Source organism: Pantoea sp. X-Soil-TKNS-1279, assembly GCF_059730565.1.
The window spans coordinates 70865-95132 of sequence record NZ_AP035950.1; the positions used below are offsets into that span (position 1 = coordinate 70865).

24 protein-coding genes are annotated in these 24268 nt (G+C 54.0%); 10 read left to right on the plus strand and 14 right to left on the minus strand.

The features are described 5' to 3' along the window. Window positions 1–2 precede the first annotated feature (2 nt). Together AC6I8N_RS23650 and AC6I8N_RS23655 are read right to left on the minus strand one after the other, a co-directional pair. Window positions 3–1238 carry an MFS transporter gene (locus AC6I8N_RS23650; RefSeq protein ID WP_497831304.1) on the minus strand — a complete coding sequence of 412 codons (1236 nt, stop codon included), beginning with the start codon at window positions 1236–1238 and terminating at the stop codon, window positions 3–5. A gap of 63 nt (window positions 1239–1301) precedes the next feature. Continuing rightward, complete coding sequence (locus tag AC6I8N_RS23655) at window positions 1302–2252, minus strand: sugar phosphate isomerase/epimerase family protein (protein WP_208727250.1); 951 nt, start codon at window positions 2250–2252, stop codon at window positions 1302–1304. 235 nt (window positions 2253–2487) lie between these two features. Here AC6I8N_RS23655 and AC6I8N_RS23660 point away from each other — a divergent pair, with 235 nt between their 5' ends. Further along, a complete protein-coding gene (locus AC6I8N_RS23660; protein ID WP_497831305.1) occupies window positions 2488–3369 on the plus strand; it encodes a MurR/RpiR family transcriptional regulator in 882 nt (293 codons plus the stop codon). Window positions 3370–3379: 10 nt separating this feature from the next. Further along, window positions 3380–4312 (plus strand): ribokinase, encoded by a 933-nt coding sequence (locus AC6I8N_RS23665; RefSeq protein ID WP_497831306.1) that lies wholly within the window; start codon window positions 3380–3382, stop codon window positions 4310–4312. 47 nt (window positions 4313–4359) lie between these two features. On the opposite strand, the gene AC6I8N_RS23670 is transcribed toward AC6I8N_RS23665, so the two are convergent. Together AC6I8N_RS23670 and AC6I8N_RS23675 are read right to left on the minus strand one after the other, a co-directional pair. Next, the gene (locus tag AC6I8N_RS23670) at window positions 4360–5013 is read right to left on the minus strand and encodes a GntR family transcriptional regulator (protein ID WP_497831307.1); all 654 of its coding nucleotides are present in this window, start codon (window positions 5011–5013) and stop codon (window positions 4360–4362) included. A 281-nt stretch (window positions 5014–5294) separates the two neighbouring features. Continuing rightward, on the minus strand, window positions 5295–6179 hold the full coding sequence (locus AC6I8N_RS23675) for a transporter substrate-binding domain-containing protein (protein WP_497831308.1): 885 nt from the start codon (window positions 6177–6179) through the stop codon (window positions 5295–5297). A 204-nt stretch (window positions 6180–6383) separates the two neighbouring features. On the opposite strand from AC6I8N_RS23675, the gene AC6I8N_RS23680 reads away from it, so the two are divergent. The 4 genes from AC6I8N_RS23680 to AC6I8N_RS23695 all read left to right on the plus strand — a co-directional run bounded on the left by AC6I8N_RS23680 (window position 6384) and on the right by AC6I8N_RS23695 (window position 9570). Continuing rightward, window positions 6384–7820 (plus strand): protoporphyrinogen/coproporphyrinogen oxidase, encoded by a 1437-nt coding sequence (locus AC6I8N_RS23680; RefSeq protein ID WP_415174101.1) that lies wholly within the window; start codon window positions 6384–6386, stop codon window positions 7818–7820. Continuing rightward, window positions 7817–8854 carry a Gfo/Idh/MocA family protein gene (locus AC6I8N_RS23685; protein WP_497831309.1) on the plus strand — a complete coding sequence of 346 codons (1038 nt, stop codon included), beginning with the start codon at window positions 7817–7819 and terminating at the stop codon, window positions 8852–8854. The genes AC6I8N_RS23680 and AC6I8N_RS23685 overlap by 4 nt, the downstream gene beginning before the upstream one ends. 167 nt (window positions 8855–9021) lie before the next feature. Beyond that, window positions 9022–9231 (plus strand): DUF1471 domain-containing protein, encoded by a 210-nt coding sequence (locus tag AC6I8N_RS23690; RefSeq protein ID WP_497831310.1) that lies wholly within the window; start codon window positions 9022–9024, stop codon window positions 9229–9231. Between the two features lie 123 nt (window positions 9232–9354). Beyond that, entirely contained in the window at window positions 9355–9570 is a 216-nt protein-coding gene (locus AC6I8N_RS23695) for a YdgH/BhsA/McbA-like domain containing protein (RefSeq protein WP_013508022.1), read from the plus strand. 117 nt (window positions 9571–9687) lie between these two features. Here the strand turns inward: AC6I8N_RS23695 and AC6I8N_RS23700 are convergent, their stop codons facing one another. The 5 genes from AC6I8N_RS23700 to AC6I8N_RS23720 all read right to left on the minus strand — a co-directional run bounded on the left by AC6I8N_RS23700 (window position 9688) and on the right by AC6I8N_RS23720 (window position 15241). Further along, a complete protein-coding gene (locus AC6I8N_RS23700; protein ID WP_497831311.1) occupies window positions 9688–10650 on the minus strand; it encodes a dihydrodipicolinate synthase family protein in 963 nt (320 codons plus the stop codon). A 149-nt stretch (window positions 10651–10799) separates the two neighbouring features. Next, window positions 10800–11705 carry a dihydrodipicolinate synthase family protein gene (locus tag AC6I8N_RS23705; protein WP_497831312.1) on the minus strand — a complete coding sequence of 302 codons (906 nt, stop codon included), beginning with the start codon at window positions 11703–11705 and terminating at the stop codon, window positions 10800–10802. A gap of 25 nt (window positions 11706–11730) precedes the next feature. Then, window positions 11731–12795, minus strand: coding sequence for a proline racemase family protein (locus AC6I8N_RS23710; RefSeq protein ID WP_497831313.1), 1065 nt, complete (start codon window positions 12793–12795; stop codon window positions 11731–11733). Beyond that, entirely contained in the window at window positions 12788–13900 is a 1113-nt protein-coding gene (locus tag AC6I8N_RS23715; protein WP_497831314.1) for a mandelate racemase/muconate lactonizing enzyme family protein, read from the minus strand. The genes AC6I8N_RS23710 and AC6I8N_RS23715 overlap by 8 nt, the downstream gene beginning before the upstream one ends. Window positions 13901–14020: 120 nt before the next feature. After that, window positions 14021–15241, minus strand: coding sequence for a D-arabinono-1,4-lactone oxidase (locus AC6I8N_RS23720; RefSeq protein ID WP_497831315.1), 1221 nt, complete (start codon window positions 15239–15241; stop codon window positions 14021–14023). 180 nt (window positions 15242–15421) lie between these two features. On the opposite strand from AC6I8N_RS23720, the gene AC6I8N_RS23725 reads away from it, so the two are divergent. Genes AC6I8N_RS23725 through AC6I8N_RS23740 form a run of 4 tightly spaced genes read left to right on the plus strand, consistent with a single transcriptional unit; the run spans window position 15422 to window position 20183 of the window. Further along, on the plus strand, window positions 15422–16306 hold the full coding sequence (locus AC6I8N_RS23725; RefSeq protein WP_497831316.1) for an amino acid ABC transporter permease: 885 nt from the start codon (window positions 15422–15424) through the stop codon (window positions 16304–16306). A 1-nt stretch (window position 16307) separates the two neighbouring features. Beyond that, a complete protein-coding gene (locus tag AC6I8N_RS23730; RefSeq protein WP_497831317.1) occupies window positions 16308–17099 on the plus strand; it encodes an amino acid ABC transporter ATP-binding protein in 792 nt (263 codons plus the stop codon). Window positions 17100–17120: 21 nt separating this feature from the next. After that, window positions 17121–18593, plus strand: coding sequence for an aldehyde dehydrogenase (locus AC6I8N_RS23735; protein WP_497831318.1), 1473 nt, complete (start codon window positions 17121–17123; stop codon window positions 18591–18593). Between the two features lie 12 nt (window positions 18594–18605). Next, window positions 18606–20183 (plus strand): aldehyde dehydrogenase (NADP(+)), encoded by a 1578-nt coding sequence (locus AC6I8N_RS23740; protein ID WP_497831319.1) that lies wholly within the window; start codon window positions 18606–18608, stop codon window positions 20181–20183. A gap of 72 nt (window positions 20184–20255) precedes the next feature. On the opposite strand, the gene AC6I8N_RS23745 is transcribed toward AC6I8N_RS23740, so the two are convergent. The 5 genes from AC6I8N_RS23745 to AC6I8N_RS23765 all read right to left on the minus strand — a co-directional run bounded on the left by AC6I8N_RS23745 (window position 20256) and on the right by AC6I8N_RS23765 (window position 24265). After that, window positions 20256–20693 carry a 6,7-dimethyl-8-ribityllumazine synthase gene (locus AC6I8N_RS23745; protein WP_497831320.1) on the minus strand — a complete coding sequence of 146 codons (438 nt, stop codon included), beginning with the start codon at window positions 20691–20693 and terminating at the stop codon, window positions 20256–20258. 33 nt (window positions 20694–20726) lie between these two features. After that, the gene (locus AC6I8N_RS23750) at window positions 20727–21695 is read right to left on the minus strand and encodes a sugar-binding transcriptional regulator (protein ID WP_021186470.1); all 969 of its coding nucleotides are present in this window, start codon (window positions 21693–21695) and stop codon (window positions 20727–20729) included. A gap of 121 nt (window positions 21696–21816) precedes the next feature. Further along, the gene (locus AC6I8N_RS23755; protein WP_208727254.1) at window positions 21817–22674 is read right to left on the minus strand and encodes a phosphogluconate dehydrogenase C-terminal domain-containing protein; all 858 of its coding nucleotides are present in this window, start codon (window positions 22672–22674) and stop codon (window positions 21817–21819) included. A 2-nt stretch (window positions 22675–22676) separates the two neighbouring features. Further along, window positions 22677–23489: a sugar phosphate isomerase/epimerase family protein gene (locus AC6I8N_RS23760; protein WP_208727255.1), complete on the minus strand. Its 813-nt coding sequence runs from the start codon at window positions 23487–23489 to the stop codon at window positions 22677–22679. Next, on the minus strand, window positions 23489–24265 hold the full coding sequence (locus AC6I8N_RS23765; RefSeq protein ID WP_497831321.1) for a triose-phosphate isomerase family protein: 777 nt from the start codon (window positions 24263–24265) through the stop codon (window positions 23489–23491). The genes AC6I8N_RS23760 and AC6I8N_RS23765 overlap by 1 nt, the downstream gene beginning before the upstream one ends. Window positions 24266–24268 lie beyond the last annotated feature (3 nt).

Sequence of the window (24268 nt, forward strand, 5' to 3'; positions counted from 1 at the left end):
AATCATGCGGCTTTATCTTTCATCGCCACCTGGGAACCCAGCTCATCCGGGGTTTTCAGGAACGGTGTCAGTACTGCGCTCAGAATATATAGCCCGGCGTAGATACCCAGTACACCGCCAGCACCTAAAGAGGTGTAGAACAGGGCGGTGATCGCCGGAGCGATAAAGGCACCCAATCCGGCACCGAGGTTGAGTACTGACATGGCGGCACCTTTACTTTCAGGGGCCAGCATCGGGAACAAGGCGGAAAGCGGTACATAACCCGCCATCGTAACCCCGCACAGGCAGAGGACAAACGCCATCGCATAGAAGTTATGGCCCAGCAGCTGAGGCACCAGCCAGACCAGAACCAACACAATGGCATAGCCCACGCCACCGACCCAAAGAATGGTATTACGCCAGCCAAATTTGTCGCCAAAGAAGCCAAAGAAGAGATTGGCGAAAATAGCCACGACAAACACAGCCGACCACATATGCAACCACTCGGTTTTGCTGTAGCCAAAACTGATCAGATACAGCGGCAGAAAGGTTGCCAGTCCATATTGTGCGACGCCATTGATTGATTTGACCACCAGCCCCATTGCAATCACCGGGCGTTGCAGGATAGTGATGCCCTTCATCAATTCAGCGGCACTAAAAGGATGGATTTCTGATGCAGGAACCTTGTCGCGATTTACCCAAATTGCCAGGGTGGCGCCCACAATTACGAATCCCATCCCGGTCCACAGCACATGGATCTCCCCCATCACCGGAAGCGCCAGCGAGGAGAAAAAAGGCCCAATCACGCTCAAGCCCAGGGAGAAGGTAAACCAGAACCAACCCACTGCGGTTGAACGGCGTTCCAGCGGCGTACTGTAGTTAATCCACACGAGAAAGGAGTAAGCAAAAAGTGGATAGCCGATGCCGCGAATGGCATAGAACGGCAGCATCATGGCCATGTGCATCGAATGTAAGCCGATGCCGATAAAGCCAATGCTTCCCACGACAAAAGCAATCAAACCATACAGCATCACTTTGCGCGGCCCCAGTGTCTGCACAAAGACCCCAGTGACCCAGGCCGCCAGCGTTACCGCGATGCCATAGGCGGTAATCAGGAACGAGGCTTCAGCAACGGATAACCCTTTTTCAACTAACCAGATAGATATCCATGCCTGTTCAACACCGTCACCAATCATGAATATTGTCAGACCAATATAACCCCACAACAAATTTTTAGGTAAACCCAGTAGATTAAACATAGTTCCCCCCAGTGCAGGGCACTGTATGGATAAAGAGACGAGGTAAGATAAATATAATTTTTATTAATTAATCATCTTCAGAACCAGGGATTGAACTTTAATCGCATCCTGATCTCTGATCAGACGTTCCATTTCTTCCAGACCAATTTGATCAATAAAATTCGACAGCGTTTTATACATGCGAATGTTTTGCGCGCATTCTGCTACCGGATCTTCCCGGCTGGGGAACGTATCAAAATAAACCAGACCGTCAAAATTCACACGCTTCGCATAATAGATATATTCCAGCGTCTGCATCAGATGTACAGAACCCAGCATTAATCCATCATCAAAATGACCATAGCCATCATTCAGATGAAATCCAACTAACTTGTTTTTACGCGCCGACAGGAATAATGAAAAAGCCGGGTTTTCTTTTTTCATGATCATGTGACAGAAATCAAGAGTGATACCGAAGTTTGGCGAACCCACATCGTCGATCAACATTAATGTTGAAGAAACATCCCCGATAAAGGAAAACGTCCTCGGCTCATAAGGTTTGTATTCAAAGCTGAACTGCATATCCGGGTGAGCTTGAGTCACCTGTTGCAAGGCGTTAACCAGTAATTCGTAGGCTCTGAAGTAATCTTGCTGGAAGGGATAATCGTAGCCGTCATAGCCGAACCAGAGCGTGACCGTGTTGCCGCCGAGGAATTTACACATTTCTGCGGCTTCCAGCGTAATGCGGATGGCCTTATTACGCAGTGCCTCATCGGGATTGGTAAATTCGCCGTTAATAAACTCTTTGTTATAACGCAGGGCAATGCCGCCAACTTTTAAACCGTTATCGGCGATGCAGGATTTAATCACAGACTTGTCCTGACCGATAAAATGTTCAGGATAATTCAATTCAATGTGGGTAAGACCTTCAGCCTGACCCATGCGAGTAATAAGATCACAGGTGTCCATATTATTCTTTGCTGAGAATAATTCAGGGCGAGATCGAAATGAATTGATACGGGACGAGAATTTCATGGCTTTTACCTTTAATGGAACGTCGGCAGAGTTATAAGGCAACTTGCTTTTGGGGTAAATGCCATGATGCAAATGATACTGAAAGTAAAATCATAATCAGAGAATGACGGTTAAAATTTTACTCCGAGTAAAATACAAAAATAAAACATTTCACAACCTGTGACGTAGTTAACATTTTCGCGCTGAGAGCACATGCTAACCTTTTCCGCAGAAGGTTATTTGGTGGGTGAGTAGTATGCATAATCGTTTAAAAGGAAACGAAATATTTTTACTGGCGCGTACGCTGGCACCGGAGTTAGGAAGAAAAGAAAGGTCCATTGCACGATTTATTGATGATAATCCCGAAACGCTGGCTTCCATGTCTATTACCGATATTGCCGATTATCTTGATGTCAGTGTAGCCAGTATTACCAAAGTGGCAAAAAAGCTGGGATTCACTGGCTTCCACGATTTAAAAATGAATATCGGGAAAAACATCACTGTTTCGGAGGAGTTTATTGATGTTCCTCCCGTCTCGGGTGGTGAATTTTATACTGAGAAAATTGTGGAAAGCACACTGTATAATTCAATCCTTGCGCTACAGGAGGCATTAAAGGCGATAGATATTGCGGTGGTGAAATCCGTTGCCGCCCTGTTTATTCAACGCAGTGAAAACGCACGGATAGTGATTGCTGGTTGCGGTGGTTCCGGTTCAATTTGTGAAGATTTTAATCACAAGCTGCTTAAGATTGGTATTTTTTCGTCGGTATTCAGTGATAGCCACAAGCAGTTGATGACCGCATCGTTGATGCGACCTGGTGATATTTTACTGACGGTGTCTCATTCCGGCCAGACAACCGACATTATCAATATGACGAAAATGGCGAATGAAAAAGGTGCGGAGACGATTTGCCTGACCAATTATCCCAACAGTCCGTTAAGTCACATCTCGCGACATGCGATTATTTCTTCAGTAAAAAACAATCCGATTACCGGTGAGAACGCAACGACACGCATTGTTCATCTGAATATTCTGGATGCAATCTTCACCATTATCGCCAGCAAGACCAGTGAATTCAGTCAGGAAAGTTTACACAATACCAGAAACGCTGTGGCATCCAAACGCACAGTCAGTTAAGGACTTGATTATGAAAGTTGATGTGGTGGTTATCGGCAGTTTGAACTATGACATCCTGGTTCAACAGGATCGCCTGCCTGATATTGGTGAAACCTTCACGGGTAATGAATTAATGTTGATGCCAGGTGGAAAAGGTGCGAATCAAGCGGTGCAGTGCGCCAAACTTGGGCTAAACGTCAGCATGGTGGGTTGCGTCGGCAATGATATCTATGGCAAAGAGTTAATTTCATCGCTCGCTGAAAACAATGTTGTGGTCAGTCATATTGCCGCACGGGGTAATAACTCAGGCATTGGTATTGTTCAGATATTAGAATCGGGTGATTATTGCAGTACGATCATCAAAGGGGCCAACTATCTGGTCACCGAAGAGGATATTACGGACACATTGTTCGAGAATAAACCTCTGGTTATTTTCCAGTCAGAAATCCCGTCAGCTATCGTAGAATACGCCATTCAAAAGGCCCACCGGTTGGGCAGCAAAATTCTGGTCAATAACGCCCCGGCTCGCCATATTCCCGATGAAACCCTCAAGCTGGTCGATTATCTGGTGGTCAACGAGACTGAGGCAGGCTTTATGCACGCTGCGCCTGTTAACTCGGTTGAGGAAGCTTTGAGCTGCGCTGTGCAGCTGAAGAAACGCATCGCAGGTGAGGTGATCGTCACGTTAGGCGAGAAGGGGGCGGTCATCTCTGGCGACGTGAGTGCGCAACATTTTCCGGCGGTTTTCTGTCCGGATGTTGTGGATACCACCGGGGCGGGCGATTCCTTTATTGGTGGGATTGCTTACTGTCTTGTGAAGGGGATTTCATTAGCGGAAGCCGTACCGTTTGCCGCCGAGATCAGCTCCTGCTCAATTCAGAAATACGGTGGACAAAGTTCTTTCCCTATGTTGCCTGATGTGGCTCATGCGCTGCAAATTAAGCAATCCGAACTGAGTCACTGAACCCGGTTTAAGCAACAGCCCGTTCGCTGACGGGCTGTTGTTATCTGTCAGCCCGCCCAGTCACCCACCATATGGCTGAGATGGCTTTTCATCAGTTCGCCAGTTAACTCGGCGTTACCTGCCAACATCGCATCGAGGATCGGCTGGTGTTCTTCAGCGGATTTGACCAAGTCGCCACTTTCGCGCAGCGCCTTCAGGCCATACTGGCGTGACTGGTCGCGCAGGTTCTCCACAATCGCCACCAGCGGTTCATTTTCCAGTAACGATAACAGGCCAAGATGGAACTGATGATCCATCTCCAGGTAGCCTGCAATATCGCCGGTTTCCGCGAACTGCACCATATCAGCGGCAATTTTAGCGAACTCATCTTTACGCGGCTCAATACGTTCTTTCAGGCCGGCCAGTTTCATCATCGACGGAATTTCCAGCAACATGCGCAGTTCATAAACGTTCTCACGCTCTTTATCGCTGAAGGGCAGCACGCGGAAACCACGATTGCGCACCGCTTCCATCAGACCCTGGTTCACCAGCGTCAACATGGCTTCGCGCACCGGGCTGTTAGAAACACCCAGCTCTTCCGCAAGCGCGGAAGCCGAGTAAATTTTGCCCGGCGCAAGATCGCCCGATAACAGACGCAATTTCAGAATGGAAAGTGCCTGATCCCTCAGATTGGTTTGCCGTAATTGGTTTACGTTTTCCATAGATACTCCAGTAAAATCCGCAGTAAACGATAACATGCTACATGCCAGTAATTTTGACACGTTTCCTGACAAAGAGCCATCTCTGCTGGTATGACAATAATGTACTTGTGCTTCTATCTAATTAATTAAAGATAATTAATTTTTAACTCCGTATTATGGTGATTGGTCAACACTTTTACGTGGATAACCTTTCCTTTGCCAGCGTAATGATTTCTCCTGGCAATAGATTAATGACATCTCCCCATATAAAAAAACTCTCCCGGCTGGGAGAGTTTTATGGGTCAAAAGCTGTAAGTCGGCGGGGTGGAGCCTTCTTTATAGACTTCTATCGTTTTCACCGCACCGTAGGCAGTGTCATTGTTAGTGAGAATTTTCGCGTAATCACCGCTGGTGATCAGATGCTCATAAGCCCCTTTAAGCGCTTCCAGTAGCTGGGCGGAATTGTCGTTGCGCGCCACGGCCGTGGCCGTCGGACCGCCACCAATGGCACCGGAGGCATCCAGACCCTGATCCAGGCGAATCGATTCCTGTGCGCCGCCACGGTTCATCAATACCCCATCTACGCGGCCACTGTTCAGAGCCAGCACGGCATTATTAATAGAAGGAAATGCACTGATGGCGGCGGCATTGCTGCCACATTTATCGGAAGCGGTTTTCAGTGTTGCCAGCTCGGCGGAACCTGCCATAGCACCCATCTTGTGACCACAAATATCTGCCAGGGTTTTCGGGCTGAAGCCGCTGGATTTTTTCACCAGATAAGTACTGTAATCCTGCCAGTTCGAGACGAAATCCGCAGTTTTCAGCCGTTCAGCAGTGACATAAAACTCGCCATAAGAAATATCAAACTTATTCGCCTGCAAACCGGTCAGGGCGGCGGAGAAGGGGATCAGGCTGATCTCCGCTTTCAGCCCCATAGTCTGAGCGACGGCATTCGCCAGTTCGACATCCATTCCTTTTAAACTACCGCCTTCTTTATAGGCCAGCGGTTTACCGATATCTGGTACCGCGATACGTAGCACCCCGGCGTCTTTAATTGCAGGTGGAACCAGAGCAGCAACGGCATCTACTTTGGCGACGGTCATCTGTGCATAGCTTGTTGTTATAAAAAACGCACCCGTCGCCATCGTGGCTGCCAGGCACAACAGACGGAAACTGAAAACTTTCATTAACGCTCTCCTCAGGTTGATTTTGCGGCACGACGGTGTTGTGTAAAAAGCCAGTCCATTGACAATGCGATGTAACGGGTAATATATTACCCATTATACACAGCATTGCAAGTGCCCCTGGTTTTCGCTTTACTCACCCGTGGAGGCGAGGTTATGCCGCTACGGCTATCACATTGAACATGCAGGCAATTGAGGTGAAATAGAATGGAAGTAACTGATTTTGATGTCATTGTTATTGGTGGTGGTCCTTCAGGTTGTTCCGCAGCCTGGGAACTGAGAGATCGTAATATTCTCGTTCTGGAAAAAACGCATCGTCTTGGCGGTCGCCTCTATTCCATGTCGCGTGGTGATTACTGGCTTAACCTCGGGGGACATCTGTTCCCACCTGCCGGTTCACATATGCGTAATATCCTGCATTCTATTGGTCTGGACGTGATCACCATCCCCGGCAACAAATTTGCCATCTGCTGGGGCGGCAAAGTGTACAAACCCAACGCGGTATCCGCGCTGCCGCTGACCATGTCGATGACGCTGCGCGAACGTTTTGCGCTGGCCATGCGCGGGTTAAAAATTCTCAAAGCGGTGAAGGGTTGGCAGCAGGCGATGAAACCGGTGTATGGCGAAAACAATCAGCGTCGCCGCGCCCGTGTGGCAAGTTATCTGGCGGATGAGTCATTCCGTGATTTTATGGGGCCATTGCCGAAGCGCCTTGAAGCGCTGTTCCAGTCTGCCGCGCGCCGTGCGGCTGCGGAGATGGAAGATCAGCACGCTGGGGTTGGCGTTTCGTTGTTTGGTGCGGTGTGGGCAGGTAAAGGCGATTCAATGGCGCTGAACCTGAACGGTGGTTCTGGCCGTTTTGGCGAAGTCATGATGGAAATGTTGGGCGACCGCGTACGTTACCACTCGACGGTGAAATCAGTGACGAAAGTGGGCAATAAAGTCTCGGTGGTATTCGAAAGCGAAGGTCGCGAGCAGACAGTCACCGCGGCAGAGGTGATCGTGGCAGTGCCGGCGCATTTCGCCGATAAGATCGTACAGGATATCCCCGATGATGTTCGTACCACGCTGAAAAATGTCCAGTACGGACCTTTCCCGACGATGGGTATCATCACCGATGAAACCGGGCCGATGCCCTATGACGACATCTATGCCATCACGACGCCAGATGCTTCCTTCGATATGTTCTTTAACCACGCCAACCCACTGCGTACCGGACCACGTAAACCGGGCGGCAGTTTGATGGTTTATTCGGGTGGGGCACCCGCGCGTGAAATGCTGAAGTTGACGGATGAGCAGATCCGCGATCGCTATCTGGCTGACGTCTACAAAATGTTCCCGGAATTACAGGGGCATGTGAAAGAAACCATCGTGCAGCGTTGGGAACCAGGGAACACCTACCGTCCGGCGGGCTTCGATTTTCAACCGATGCTAAGTTATTGCGAACGCCGCGATGTGAATATCCATTTTGCCGGTGATTATTTTGCCGAGATTGGCAATATGGAAATCGCCACCGGTACCGGTCACGAAGCTGCCCGCCGGGCGCGTACCCATTTGATGGAGCAGGAAGCGCAGCAACTGAAAATGCGGCTGGCCGCCCTGACGCAGCGTGGCACCCTGTCAGCGGTAAAGGAGAAAGCATGACCTCTACCCGCACAATTCGCTTTGGCATTATTGGTGCGGGGGTGGCAGCGGAAACCCATGCCCGCGAGCTGGCAAAGGTTGCAGGCGCAAAACTGAACGCCGTGCTGGCACGGGACGGTGATAAGGCGGCAACCTTTGCGACCCAATATGCTATCCCCAGATCATTTAACGAGCTGACGGCGTTTCTTAATGAGGGGGAACTGGACGTGGTGATTATCACCACCCCCAACGGCTTGCATCGTGAGTATGCCGTGGAAGCGGCGCGTGCCGGGAAACATGTGGTGATTGAAAAGCCATTGGAGATCAGCGCGGATCGTGCGCAAAACATCATCGACGCCTGCCGGTTGGCAGGCGTGGGGTTGTTTGTGATTTATCAGCGTGTCTATTCCGACGCCGCCCGTCAGGTGGCAGAGGATATTGCCGCGGGGCGACTGGGTGATATCACACTGGTCAATATTGTTGATAACCAGTTTCGTCCTCATTTGTACTACACCCGCGATGCCTGGCGTGGCACGCAGGCGCTGGAGGGTGGGGGCTGCCTGATCACCCAAACTACGCATTTGATTGATCTGGCCCAGTTTTTGTTGGGGCCGGTGCGTTCGCTGTATGCCGCTACGCGTACCGCATATCACTCGATTGAAACCGAAGATGTTGCCGTGGCAGTGCTGCATTTCGCATCCGGGGTGCTGGGTACGTTGTCATCTTCGACCTGTGCCTACCCCGGACAGCGTCATCTGTTGACCATCAGCGGCACCCGGGGATCGGTGATTATCAATGGTGAGCATGATCAGATTGTGTTCCGCAGTACGTCCGAAAGTGGTCAGACCCATGCGATCCCGGCCAGTTTTAGCTTTGCCGATCCGACGGACCCGCGTGACTACCCCACGGTCGGTCAGTTGCGCCAGTTACAGGCAATTGTGGAGCGTTTGCAACAGGGGGAAGTTGCGGCCGATGGTGAGCGCGCTATGTTGTCGGTGAAGGTAGTGGAAGCGATGTATCTGGCGGCACGGGAAGGGAAGGTGATCGACGTTTAATCTAAGCCCGCTTTGGAGCGGGCTTTTTTGCAGTTAAATTTTTCATTCAATTTTTTTGAATTCTTTCAGCAAATCCCTCAGCTTTTACTCCCCCGCCGTCAGGTCTATTCTCTCTCACATCGAGGCACAACGCCTCACCGATTAAACAAACTTCTTAGGAAATGACCATGAAATCTATCAAAACTTTCGTTGCAGTTGCCGCCCTGTCACTGGTTTCTTTCGGTAGCTTTGCGCAGAGCATTACTGCTTCCGCTTCTACCCTGGATGGCGCAGAAGCCAAAATCGCTGCACAGGCCAAACAGACAGGGGCGTCATACAAAATCACCGGCGCACGCGTGGACAACGGTGCTTACCTGTCAGCTGAACTGACTAAATAAGGTAATAATTAGCACGATCACAGTTATCGCACTAATTATCAATCACGAAACGATAACTGTAGTTATTATTACTTCCATCGAAGGCACACAGCCTTCTAAACAAACAAATTAAGGATTAAGACCATGAAAACTATCAAAGCACTGTCCATCGCCGCTGTCGCCGCTCTTTCCCTGATGTCAGCAGCCAGCTTCGCGCAGAGCATCTCTGTCACCTCTTCAACGCTGGACGGTGCAGAAGCGAAAATCGCCGCGCAGGCCGCACAGCAGGGTGCACAGTACAAAATCACCGAAGCGAACACCAATAACCGTGTTCATATGACCGCTGAATTGTACAAATAATAAATGTTAAGATGTATCAAGGCCGCCTGTTAAGGCGGCCTTTTTGTTTCTGGCATCGCTCGGGGACGTACGTTAATGGGAGGTAGTTGACCATCCTGCCTCAGTCCGGGTTGTACATCAGGCTTTCGTTTCCTGAATTACGCCCGGCAACTGGCTCCAGTCGGCATACCAGGTTTTAAACAGCTTCAACTGATGCTCCACATAACCACGTTGACTGGCGCTCAGTTCGTCACTGCTGTTGAAGTGCAGCGCGTATTCCCTGTCTCCCTGCAATACCATCATGTATTTGAAGAACAGCACCAGGTCCGGGCCTGCATCGAAAGATGACAGAATCGCCAACGCCTGTTCCAGCTCCTGGGCGCGCTGGCGGGCTTCAGCGTGACCGGCTGCTGCGGTGTGTGACAGGTTGCACAGATGAATCACTTCTTTCGGTAGCACGTTGCCAATGCCGGTAATCGCACCGGTGGCACCACAATTGACAAAACCATGTACCACTGCGGTATCAACGCCCACCATCAGCGTGACATCATCGTCGCGGCTGGTGATATGTTCGGCGGCGTAGCGCAGGTCATCCGGACCACCAAATTCTTTAAACCCAACCAGATTGGGATGCTCAGCGCGCAGGGCGAAGAACAGATCGGAGCGGGTGGCAAAGCCGTAATAGGGGCTGTTATAGATCACTGCCGGTAAATCCGGTGCCGCCGCGAGGATGGATTTGAAATGTTCTTTCTGCGCGGAAATGACCGAACCACGAGAGAGGACGCGCGGAATGACCATCAATCCTTTTGCGCCCACCTGCTGGGCATGACGGGCATGGGCTACCGCAGACGCGGTATTGACGGCACCGGTGCCAACAATTACCGGCACTCCGGCCTTCGCCAGACGCTCAACCCCTTCCATGCGCTGCGCATCGGTCAGCAGCGGCCAATCGCCCATTGAGCCGCAATAAACGACGGCCGACATACCCTTAGCTAATAATTGCTGTGCTTTACGCACCAGCCCATCAAAATCCGGCTGACGTTCCGCGGTGCAGGGCGTCATTAATGCGGGAATAACACCGGAAAATATCGCTGACTTCATGTTTTCATCTCCAGTTAATTTAAATGAATCACTTACGCGACAGCGAAAACGGCGCAGGGAAGGTCATCGTCAGAATAAATCTGAACGGCCCACGCAGGGTTTTTGGTTGTCGCGCCGCCTGGTTTACTCAGGCGGCAAATAATGCAGGATTAGCGTGCAGCACCGGTCAGGAGGACCGGATCGATTTCCGCCAGCACATTTTTCAGCACCGCTTTTTGTTCATTGGTGTATTGCGGAATCGGTGCGCGTACTGGCCCGACTGACAGCCCCAGCAATTCACATGCGGCTTTCACGCCGCTGTTGTAGCGGCCTGATCCCAGCAGGCAAATCAGAGGATAAATCTGTCGCCAGACAGTCACCACCGTCTGATCATCGCCGCTCTGGCTGGCCTGATGCAGCTTCGCCAGCGCCGGTGCCATAAAGTTGGCAATCCCCATCACCATGCCCGGTGCTTTCAACATTAATGCCGGCAGCATTAAAACGTCTTCGCCATTCAGGAAATGGATTTCATCGGCATGCTCATTAATTAACGTACTCATCTGCATAATATTGGCAGATGAGTCCTTCACATATTTCACCTGTGGAATTTCACGCGTCAGTTTTAATAAAAAATCGACGTCAAGATGTAATCCGGTAGCCGGTGGGAAGTTATAAGCGCAAATCGGCAGATCGGTGGCGTCTGCTACGCCTGCGTAATAGGCGAAGGCTTCGTTAAAGCCAATTGGCTCATAATAGGGGGTGGCGAGCATAATCGCGCTGGCTCCCACGTCCTGTGCGTGTTTGGAAAACGCGACGGCTTCACGCGTGGAGGTGGCACCGGTATGCGCCAGCACCGAAGCACGGCCAGCGGTCTGGTCCACAACAATTTCTACCAGACGCAGACGTTCATCGTGGGATAGCACCGAGAATTCTCCGGTACCGCCTGCGGGAACGAAACCGTCGACGCCATCCGCAATACCCTGCTCAACCAGCTTACGCAGTGCAACTTCATCGATTTTTTCACCGTCAGCGGTGAAAGGCGTAACGATGGCAGAAAGTACACCCTTAAGGATCATGTGCTGAATCTCCGTTAATAAATGATTAAAGCGGGGGAAAACCATCTGCGAGTGCGTCTTCCGCATCGGCAGCAAGGATAAGAAAACCGTTGATATAGGCCCGACTGGTGATTGCCGGTTTGATATACAAACGATCGGTGGTTTCGCGCACCTGTTGCGCGCTGACGCTAAAGGTCGATCCGATAATGCTGTGGGTCGTGACGGTGGAGTCGGGTGCGACTTTGCCTTCACTCACCAATTTGGCGAACAGCGCGCTGGTGCCGGTGCCGCACGGTGAACGATCTATCACCCCGGGTGGGGCTACCACCACAATACTGGCATCCTGCGGCAGAGCGGGCTCGTAGTGATAAAACAACACCTGATAGACATCCAGTTCCTCACCGGACAAAGGATCACATACCCCGCCAGCGGTATATTCTGCGCGCAGCAGACGTGCCAGTCGGACGATTTCCGTGGCATTATCCCGCGCCAGCGATAACCCGATCTGGCTGGCATCTACCGAGATGTAGTAGTCGCCGCCATACAGCAATTCAACGGGCATGGTGCGGCCATCAACCTGATACGGTTGGGGGGTTTTCACCACAAAGGATTCAACATTCACCATGGTCACGGTGGTGAAGCGCTCACCTTCACGGCGTGCGGTGATGCCAATCGGGCCAGCCGGGGTGCGGATGTGGAAAGCAGTTTGCTGCGGATGGTCCTGCCACAATCCTGGCAGCAGGTTCATCTCGACAATCACCGAGGCAAAACCAATCATGCAGTGGCCGCACATGGGGGGGTAAGAACCTGGCTCCATGATCACTGCGCCAATATCACAGTCGTCTTCCTGCGTGGCAATCGGCAGTACCGCACAGGTCAGGCCGCCTCCGCGCGGTTCATGTACCAGACGTCGCCGCCAGTGGTCGGCATGGTTGCGTAGCCACAGGCGCGCCGCATCCACACCTTGTACATTCTCCGGCAGGGTGATGCCAGACAGCACGATGCGCGTCGGGTTGCCACAGGTATGGGAATCCACCGCCAGAATCTCCTGGCGATCAGCGCGGTCGAGCCATGCCAGCGCGCTGGCGGGTAAGCTGCGGCTGTTATTCATGGCAATCCACCCGGAACAGCGGCTGACCGAGTTGGTCGCGATCAACCTTGATACCCAAACCAGGGGCTTGTGGTGCGGTACCGCGACCCTGTTCTGAACGGGGTTGATAACCGGCGACATGTTCTTTGGTCCAGTCGTTAAAGAACGAGGCGTGCAGCAGTGCATCCGGGCGGGTGCTGGCTGCTACATGCGCCACCGCTGCCGAAGTGACATCGCCGCCCCAGACATCTTCAATCACGATGGTCATGCCAAGATCCTGCGCCAGGTCGCGCATGCGCACCGCACCGGTGATCCCGCCAACGCGTGCCAGTTTGATATTGACTGATACCGCTCCGGCATCATATTTGGCGCGATACAATTCGGCGGCGTTGACCACCGATTCATCCATCGATAATGGCAGGCTGCTCATGCGTTGGACCAGTGCACAATCCGCAGTGTCGCGGCAGGGTTGCTCAACAATGATGTCCAGCCCGGCCATTTCACGTAACGCCACCGCCGCCGCCTGTAGGTTCCAGCCGCCATTGGCATCGGCGACAATCATCGCATCTTTATCACACGCCTCGACGACGCGACGGGTGCGCTCCGCATCTTCATAAGGATCGTTACCCACTTTCAACTGGAAGCGGTTGATGCCTTCACGTTGACGCAGGCGCACAAACTCCGCCATCGCCGCGGGTGAGGAGAGTGGCACCGCCTCATACAGCGGAAAATCCGGCTGGGCGATACCACCAATCAGTCGGGCAATCGGCAGACCGGCGGTTTTTCCCAACAGGTCCCAGCAGGCGATATCGATCGCGCTTTTGGCGCTCTCCTGGCCGAGCAGCACCGCGTTCATTTGCTGGTGGATTAACGCCAGATTGGTGGGGTCAAGACCGATAAGTGCCGGTGCCATTGCCCGCACGCTCTCCCGTGTGCCACCGGCAAACGCGGGCAGGTAAGTTCCCCCGAGAGTGCAGCTCTCTCCCCAGCCTTCCTCACCACTGTCCGTCACCAGACGGACCAGGGTAGACGCCTGGCTTTGCGCCGCGCGCCCACCTGACATCACGTATTCACCGTGGGCGTAAGTCAGTTCATAGCCATACACTTCGATTGCAGCGATTTTCATCTGTCGGTGCCACCTTGCGTTGTTGGTAATGGGTAATATATTACATTCGACACTTGGGCTGTCAATCTGCTTTTTTCTTGCTCAATCCGCCGTTGTAGCGCGCCGAATCTGAATCGGTGATCAACTAAAGAGGGGCGCCAGGTGCGGATTGAGGAACAGGTTATGTGGGTCCATCTCACGACGCAGTTGCACGAAGCGGTTGAAATCCGGATACAGCTGAGCCACGCGCTGACGACTGAGAAAGTGCAATTTGCCCCAGTGGGGGCGCGCCTGAAATTCAGCGAGAGTGCTGTCCACTGCGCGCAGGAATGGCAGGTAGTTTTTACCAATTTCGCCGGAGACGGAGAGTGAGGTCGTGTCGCGGCCTGATTGCGCCGAAAGAAAACCCTGATCGGCTTTTTGCCAGCGCACCTGCAACGGTGACTGCGCATCAGGGAATTGTGTCAGCATCAGTTGTTGTAATGCCTGTACCGCCGCGCGGGCATCCCCGGCATCGACCATGTACTCCAGCTCATGGAATTTTGATTCGGTAGTGCCATCGGGATAAATCCGCCAGGCCTGATCGGTACGGCGGTTAATCTCACCCACGGGAGTGCCGGGTGCGGCGTGGGGAACTTCGCGTAGTAACTTCACGAAGCAGTGCCCGGCAGGTACTGCGCCCAATTGATAGAGGTCGGCAGAATGCGCTCCCGGCATCCACCAGAAGGAAAAATGACGGTACTCACGCAGCAGAAATTCCCACTGATTCCACACTTCCTCCATCGGCAGGATGATGTTTTCTTCGTGCAGGCTGTAGGCGGGAATCAATTGTAAGCCTACCCGCAGCACCGGACCAAACATCCCCAGCGACACCTGCGCCGCACTTAACAGCTCCGGCGTACTGGCATCGATGTCCATCACCTCACCACGCCCGTTGACCACCCGCAGACAGGTCACCTGAGATGAAATCGAACCGTAATGAATGCCCGATCCTTTGGTACCAGTCGCAATCGCCCCGGCAATCGACTGCGCGTCCACATCCCCCTGGTTGGCGATTGACATGCCCGCCTGCCACAGCGGTGCGCCGAGCGAGGCCAGCGCCGAACCGCCCCGCACTTGTGCCTGTAATTTTTCGCTGTCGCAGGCAATCACGCCACTTAGCGCCGAGAGATCCAGCAGCAGGTTTTTCGTTTCGACCACCGGGGTAAACGAATGACCGCTGCCTGCCACGCGCACGCTGTTTTTTTCCGCCACGGCCTGCTGGATCAGGGCGATGGCAGCGGTTTCGTCGTCAGGCCGGGCGAGGCTGTCGCAGTCGAATGCCTGATTACCGCCCCAGTTCTGCCAGTGATGTTTGGTCATGTGTTGCTCTCCGCAATTTGTGATTAAGAGGTATTGACGCATAAAAAATAAACCAACATTATGTTAGCGGCTACCGGTTATCGATTACCAGGTGATTTTATCGCCTTACCAGGTTTAAACATGTTCAGGGGAACGCAAGTGACACAGACACAACTGTTAAATCGGCAGGTAATGAAAGATATGAGAGAGCTTGAACATATGCCCGTCGTCCCGTTGAGGCACCGTGGTCGCTGGTTTGCTGCGGGGGTTTTGCTGGTGATCGCCATCGGTTTGATTATCTCTGCCATCACCAACCCGCGCTTTCACTGGGACGCCGTAGGGCAATACCTTTTTGATGATTCGATCATCAGTGGACTCTACACCACCGCCTGGCTGACACTGGCCTCTATGGCAATTGGCATCGTGCTGGGAACGGTGATTGCGCTGATGCGCATGTCGAAAAACCCGGTACTGTTCACCATTGCGTCGACCTATCTGTGGTTGTTTCGCGGTACACCGTTGCTGGTCCAGCTGATCTTCTGGTTCAACCTGTCAGCGCTCTATCCGCAAATCACTCTCGGTTTTCCGTTCGGCCCGAGTCTCGGGGCGTTTGATGCCAACAAGGTGATTACCGTCTATGCCGCCGCGTTGCTGGGGCTGGGCTTGAATGAAGGCGCGTATATGTCGGAGATTGTACGCTCCGGCCTTAGTGCGGTGCCGAATGGTCAACGTGAAGCGGCAGAAGCGCTGGGTATGTCGAGCTTCCGCGTGATGTTTCGCGTCATTTTGCCCCAGGCGATGCGTATCATTATTCCACCTACCGGTAATCAGCTGATTGGCATGCTCAAAACCACTTCGCTGGTGAGCGTGATCGCGATGCAGGATCTGCTTTACTCCGCGCAGCTGATTTACACCAACAACTTTCAAACCATCCCGCTGCTGATCGTGGCTTCGCTCTGGTATCTGGTGCTGACCACGGTGCTGTCGGTGCTGCAACATTACCTGGAAAAATACTTCGCCAGGAGTGAACAACGTGCCGCCGCCGCGCAGCTGGAACCACAAGATCAACCGGCAAGGAGTTCCTGATATGGCCTCAGCTTATTCTCCCATATTGCCCGGCCAGTTTGCGGTTGTGGCACGAGGTATCGAAAAGTCCTATGACCATCTCCCGGTGCTGAACGGGATCGACCTGACCGTGGAGTATGGTCGCGTGTGCTGCATCCTCGGCCCGTCTGGCTCGGGAAAAAGTACCTTTTTACGTTGCATGAACCATCTTGAACGCATCGATCGTGGCCTGTTGCAAGTCGGCGGTGAAATGGTGGGCTACCGTGAACATCACGGCAAATTGTACGAAATGAAGAAGTCTGAAGTGGCACGCCAGCGTGCCGACATCGGCATGGTGTTTCAGGGTTTCAATTTATTCCCGCATATGACGGTGCTGGAAAACATCATCGAAGCGCCGATCCACGTACGACGTATGCGTAAGGCGGAAGCCATCGACCAGGCGATGACCTTGCTGGCTAAAGTGGGGCTGAGCGCCAAAGCCAATGCCTATCCGCGCACCCTCTCCGGAGGGCAGCAGCAACGCGTGGCGATTGCACGCGCCCTGGCGATGAAACCGAAACTGATGCTGTTTGATGAGCCAACCAGCGCCCTCGACCCGGAACTGGTGGGTGAGGTGTTGAGCGTGATGCGCGAGTTGGCCGCTGAAGGCATGACCATGATTGTGGTGACACACGAACTCGGCTTTGCCCGCGAGGTGTGTGACCAGGTGGTGTTTATGGACAAAGGCGTGGTGATGGAACAAGGCTCGCCGTATGAATTCTTCCAGAACACACAGAATGCGCGTGCCAAATCCTTTCTTGGCAAAGTTCTCTAACTCTAATCCGCTGGAGCGTTTATGACTTCCTTACCTGAGACTGTTCGTACCCAGGCATTGATCAATGGGCAGTTTGTTGCAGCCGAAAATGGCGCCGTGTTTGATAACTTCAACCCGGCCACCGGCCAGATACTGAACCAGATCGCCGCCTGTTCTGCCGGTGATGTGGATAAAGCGGTACAGGCCGCGCGTGAGGCCTTTCAGGCCGGGGTCTGGAGCCGTCTCGATCCGCGTGAGCGCAAACGTATTCTGCTGAAGTTCGCCAGCCTGCTGGAGCAGCACACCGCAGAACTGGCGCAACTGGACTCCATTGATGCCGGTAAGCCGATTACCGATTGTGAGAATTTCGATATCCCGGACGTGGTGAATAACGTGCGTTGGTATGCCGAGGCCATCGATAAGGTCTTTGGCAAAGTCTCACCAACGGGGGAAGGCAACCTCGGGCTGATTGTGCGTGAGCCCGTTGGGGTGGTCGGCATGGTGCTGCCGTGGAACTTCCCGGCGGCCACCCTCTCGTGGAAGATTTCCCCGGCGCTGGCAGCAGGAAACTCGATTGTGGTGAAACCGGCCGAGCTGGCGTCGCTCTCTACCCTGCGCATTGGTGAACTGGCACTGGAAGCGGGTATCCCGGCAGGTGTGTTTAACGTGGTACCGGGACTGGGCCATGTCGCGGGCAAGGCGCTCGGGTTGCATCAGGATGTGGATGCGCTGACCTTCACCGGCTCCACGGAGATTGGCCGTCAGTTCCTGCGCTACTCTGCCGACAGCAATCTGAAGAAAGTGGTGCTGGAGTGCGGTGGCAAAAGCCCGCAAATCATCATGCCGGATGTATCAGAGAATCTCGACAGCATCGCCGAAAACCTGGCAAACGCGGCCTTCTGGAATATGGGGCAGAACTGCACCTGCGGCTCACGCATTCTGGTGCATGAATCGATTAAAGATGCCTTTATGGTGGCTTTCACCAAAGCGGCGGCCATCTGGAAAAACGGTCAACCGGGCGATCGCGCCACCAAACTTGGGCCGATGATTGAACCCTCGGCGCTGAAACGCGTGCTGGGTGCCATCGAACAGGCAGTCAGCGAAGGCGGCAAGCTGGCACTGGGAGGCAAGCAGGTGCTGACCGAGTCCGGCGGCTGGTTTGTTGAGGCGACGATCATCGATCAGGTCACCGCAGGAATGACGTTGGCGCAGCAGGAGATTTTTGGCCCGGTGGTGGCTGTCATGACCTTTAGCAGCGAGGAAGAAGCGGTCGCGCTGGCGAATAACTCGGCATATGGTCTGGCGGCAACGGTATTCGCCAATGATATCAACGTCGCTATCCGTATGGCGCGCCAGATTCAGGCGGGCACCGTGGCAGTGAATGGTTACGGCGAAGGGGATATCACCACGCCCTTTGGCGGCTATAAAACCTCCGGTTTTGGCGGCTACGACAAGGGTATCGAAGCCTTTGATCAATACACCCATGTGAAAACCGTCTGGGTTTCGCTTAGCTGATAAGGTCGTGTCATGAATCTGATGGGGAAAAACTATATCGGCGGCGAACGCAGCAGCCAACATGCACCGGAGCTGTGTAGCGTTGATGCCTGGAGCGGTGAGGCGCTGCCGTACCGCTTTAGCCAGGCAAGTCACCAGGAAGCAGAGCAAGCGTGTTTCGCGGCTGAGCGTGCGTTTGCACCTTACCAGGCACTGTCACCTGAACAGCGAGCGGTGTTTCTCGATGCCATCGCCGATGAACTTGATGCGCTGCCGGATGACTTTATCCAGTTGGTGATGCGTGAAACCGCGCTGCCGGAAGGGCGTATCCGCGGGGAACGCGCACGCACCAGCGGCCAGATGCGTTTGTTTGCCAGCGTGCTGCGGCGGGGCGATTATCTCGGCGTACGTATCGACACGGCATTGCCCGATCGCCAGCCGCTGGCGCGGCCAGACCTGCGCCAGCTCAAGGTCGGGGTCGGCCCGGTGGCGGTGTTTGGTGCCAGCAACTTCCCGCTGGCCTTCTCCACTGCCGGAGGCGATACCGCTGCCGCGCTGGCCGCCGGTTGCCCGGTGGTGGTGAAAGCGCACAGCGGCCATATGGCGACGGCAGAGTGCGTGGCGGATGCCATCATCCGCGCGGCAGAGAAGACCGCGATGCCGGCAGGTGTGTTTAACATGATTTATGGCGGCAACATCGGGCAGGTGCTGGTACGTCACCCGGCAATCCAGGCGGTGGGTTTTACCGGTTCGCTGAAAGGTGGCCGGGCGTTATGCGATATCGCCGCCGCCCGTCCACAACCGATTCCGGTGTTTGCCGAGATGAGCAGCATCAACCCGATGATCCTTCTGCCCGGCGCACTGGCGGTGCGCAGCGAACGAATCGCACGCGAACTGACCGATTCTGTCGTAGCCGGATGTGGCCAGTTCTGCACCAATCCCGGGCTGATTATCGGCATTGCCTCTCCTCAGTTCTCCGCTTTCCTCGCCATGATGGCGGAGAATATTCGCACCAGTCCGGCTCAGACCATGTTGAACCGTGGGGTGTTGAGCAGCTATGAACATGGCCTGTCGCAACTGCATCAACACCACGGCATCCATCATCTGGCCGGTGCGGTGCAACAGGGTAATCAGGCCGTGCCACAACTGTTTGCAGCGGATGCGTCGCTGCTGATTGATGGTGATGAAGTGTTGCAGGAGGAGGTATTTGGTCCGGTGACCATTGCCGTCACCGTACGCGACGAAGCGGAATTAGAGGCGGCGTTGCAGGCAGTACGTGGACAGCTGACCACCACGTTACTGGCCGAACCGCAGGATTTGCAGCAATTCGCTCATCTGGTGCCGCTGTTGCAGCGTAAGGCCGGACGGTTGCTGTTCAACGGTTATCCCACCGGGGTAGAAGTAAGTGATGCGATGGTACATGGCGGGCCGTATCCGGCCACTTCTGACGCACGCGGCACCTCAGTGGGAACGCTGGCCATCGACCGCTTCCTGCGTCCGGTGTGTTATCAGAACTACCCGCCGGAACTGCTGCCGGAGGCACTGAAACCTGATAACCCGCTCAAATTGCTGCGGCTGGTGAATGGGGCTTATAGTCGCGAAGCGGGTTGATAAAGTCCGGCGCCGGGCGCTTAAAACGGCGAAAACCCTGATGCGTCATTATCCTCAGGGTTCTCGCCGGTATCAGTCGAGAGATAACTGGGTTATCGCCAGCACCGCGCGTGCCGCTTCTGCGCCTTTCTTCACAAAATGCTTTTCATAGAACTGAATAAATTCGTCGGCGGGTTGGAAATTGTGTGGCGTCAGTGAAACCGAGAACACCGGGACATTGGTGCTTAATTGCACATTCATCAGGCCATCCACGACCGCCTGAGCGACAAAATCATGACGATAAATGCCGCCATCGACCACCAGCGCGGCGCAGACAATGGCGTCATAGTGGCCGGTTTTTGCCAGGCGTTGTGCCAGTAAAGGCATTTCAAACGCACCAGGGACGTCCAGCGCCTTCACCTCGGCAGTGACATTTTGCAGCGTAAGTTCCTGCTGAAAACCTTCCAGCGCCTTCCCGACAATCTCTTTATGCCAGCTGGCTTTAATAAAGGCGATATTCAATTTCTTCATAGTGACTCCAGTTTTCCACTGCAATTTCGGTATTTATTGTTTTGACAGGCTAAGAATAGTGCGAATATTTTGTGCCGTGGTGGCGATAATATCGATGGCACCGGTGCGCAGCGCGCCGAGAATCGCCATTGCTTTGGTATTCTCCGAGGCCACGGCGATGACACAGGGGATCTTACGGAGTTCATCAATACTAAGGCCAATCACCCGATCGTTCATCACAGTATCAACTTGTTGTCCCTGCGCATTAAAAAAAGCATAACCCGCGATGTCGCCAGTCACGCCCTGATTAACGCTGGCATCAATGATTTCATGGGGCGAGAACCAGCCCAGCTTCACCATATAACTGTTTTCATTCATATCACCAATGCCTACCAGCGCAATATCGGCTTTGCGTGCGCGATCCAGCGTCTCTTTAATGGTGCCGTTCTGCATAAAGGCATCTTTCAGCGCGCGGTTTTCCACGTAAGCCGGTGCATACAGTGTTTCGCTGGTGCCACCAAACTTTTTCGCCAGACGGCGGCTGATATGGTCTGCATTGATGGCATCACCAGGCCGGTGTGTGCCACCGATCCCGCAGATGAACTGACACTGGCGCATTGGTACCTGGCCGGGATGATCGGCGACTGCCGCCACGTTGCTGCCCTGACCGACGGCAACCACGGTGTTTTCTTTCAGCGACTGCGCCAGATGGGAGGAGACCAGCGCCGCCACCTGACGGCGTTGCTCGTCCGTATCCTGAAGGTCCAGCGCGATCAGCGCGCGTTGCAGTTGTGGGAAACGTTCCAGGAGTTGTTGTTCGAGGCGGGTGCTAAATACCGGATGGTAGCGCACGTTGATTTCAACGATGCCTTCTTCGCGCGCGCGCTTCAGCAGACGGCCTACCTTAATGCGGGAGATACCAAACTTTTGCGCGATCTCTTCCTGAGTGATTTCGTCCTGATAATAGGCAACCGCAATTTCCGTCAGCAGCTCGGCATCCTGAGAGAGCGTGTTTTTATTCATGGGTTAACCTGCCTGACAGCGTGATATCTGAGTGAATCAATATGCGATAGGGGGGAGTTATATCACTGATACGACTCGCTTTACCAGACGGCGGCGCAGCGAGTCGCTATAGGCATCACGTTTAGCGGCGGATCGCGTCGATTTTCAGCATACGGGCGATCACGATATCCAGTTCTTTCTGATCGAAGATCTGTTTCCAGTCAGGTTTCACGATTTTCTCACGTCCGTACTCCATCGCGATCATACAGGCATCAGAGAACGGGTTGGTGGCACGGAACGCCACGGCCAGCGCAATCTGAATATGGCCGTACAGCATCGCTTTGGCGGCTTCTTCGGGCACGCCGCTGTGTTTCACGGTTTCATCCAGCGCTTCTTTCATAAAGGCACCGACCATACAGGCCACGGTTTCCACCAGCGTCGGCTCCAGATAAGCCAGTTGCGTCACCGTTACCCAATGGACTTGCTCTACCGGGCCATACATCACGCTGATCACTTTGCTCAGCTCGGCTTTTTGCGCGTCGCTGCCGGTTTCATAAGACGCGGCAACATGTTGAATCGCGGCCACACCACCAAAGGCGTCGGCGTGTTCTTCCTTGGTGTAACGCGCCAGGAAGACTGAAGGGTGGCAGGGATGGGCCACAGCGTATTCAATGCCGTCACGTTGCGCAATCAGGTTGGCGTACGCTGCTGCCGGATCGAGGGTCAGCAATACCGCACCTTTTTTCATCTGCGGCACAACGCCTTCAGAGACTTTGCCCAACACAATATCCGGCACCGCCAGAATCACCACGTCACTCAGGGGCACCACCGATGCTGCATCAGACAGCTCACGCCCCTGGGCAGTGACCTGTTCTTGCGCTTTGGCTGAGTTTTCACAGTAAAACACCTGATAGTCGCTTTTCTGGAAATTGGCAGAAATGCGCATGCCCATTTTGCCGCCTGCGCCAATAACGGTGATGGTTTTCAGTGTATTGCTCATGGTTATGACTCCTGATCTTGTTTACTACGTAAGAATTCCACGGTGCGGCGCGTCCATTCGGCTTCGCGCTCACAAGTAAGGGCTGCATCGTCCTGCCACGGCAGCCAGTGTTCGACGATCTGATTAATATCCCGTTCCGCCGGGCGCACGCTGGCAATCATCCGGTCGTAATCGAGCAGGCCGTCACCCATCGGGCAACCGGCAAAGGTAAAGCCGACCCAACCGTCGCGGCGGGTGAAAGCGAAGTCTTTGATATGCAGATTGCCGACGCGCGCGGCGGTATTGGCAATCACCTGTTCCGGCAACTCCAGCCCGGCTACGCAGTTCGCGGGGTCAAGGCAGACGCACAGCCAGGGGGAGAGAAATTTGTTGATGACCGACATCATTGCGCCGCTGTTGACCTGCTCATAGGTTTCCAGGCACAGCCGCACCTGCTGACGGGCAAAATCCGGCAGCACGGCGGCGATAAGCGTACTGGCCTCTTCCAGTGACGGGCGATGGTCAGCGGTGTAGAACATCGAACGCACCACGCGGGCATCGAGGATTGCGGCCATATGCAGGTAACGGCGCAGATGCGCGGTGCCGAGGCCACGGGTGCCCAGCTCCAGCGTGATGCCCAGCGCATCCGCCTGCTGGCGCAGTGCCTGCAACTGTTCATCTGACCAGCTTTCAATCGCCGGGTAATCGCAGATCTGGAAAACTGACACGTCCAGCGCCGCCGTCTGCTCCAGCATCTGGCTGAGCGTGAGTGGCTGAGGGACTTTCGCTGACATGCGCCAGAAAAACGCATAGGTACTGAGTCCGATACGGCTCATTAACGGACCTCCTTTAAAAGCACACTGGCTTCATCAACAATTTGCGCCAGCGCCTGCGGGTCATGAGCAAAACGCCCGAGAAACAGCCCATCTACGCTGCCGCCCAGACGCTGAATCAATCCCGGCCCGGCGCTGCCGCCGTAAATCACCTGTAAGGTAATGCCTTGTGGCGTGGGTAACTGGCGCAGTCCGTCACAGACCGCCCGGATATAGCTGTCCGGTGCGGGCTGCGGCGCGCCAATAGCCCACTGCGGTTCGTAAGCAAACAACAGGCTGCCTTGCAAACCCTGGTGTTCCGCTTCTGCTAATGCTTCTGCCAGTTGCTGCGCACACAGCGCAATCGCCTGCTCAGGTTGGCCTTGCTGTTCTTCACCGATGCACAGCACCGGGGCCAGACCGTGACGCAGTGACATCGCCACTTTGGCGGCGATCTGGGTTTTATCTTCATGGAAGTGACGGCGGCGTTCGGCATGACCAATTTCCGCCAGTGAACAGCGCAACTCCTGCAACATGCTGGCGCTGACTTCACCGGTCCATGCGCCATTTGCTGCCTGACATACGTCCTGTGCGCCAAAACGCACCGGGGTATCGGCAAAGATCTCAGCCACTGCCGGGATCGCCGGGAAGGCGGGCAATACAAACAACCCGATGTCGCCTTGTTGAATGGCCGGATGGCGTTGCGCCAGCGCGGCGACTTCCCGACACCATGTCAGCGTTTGCTGATAGCCAAAGTACATTTTCAGGCTGACGCCAAGCCAGACTTTCGGTTGCGCCATCGG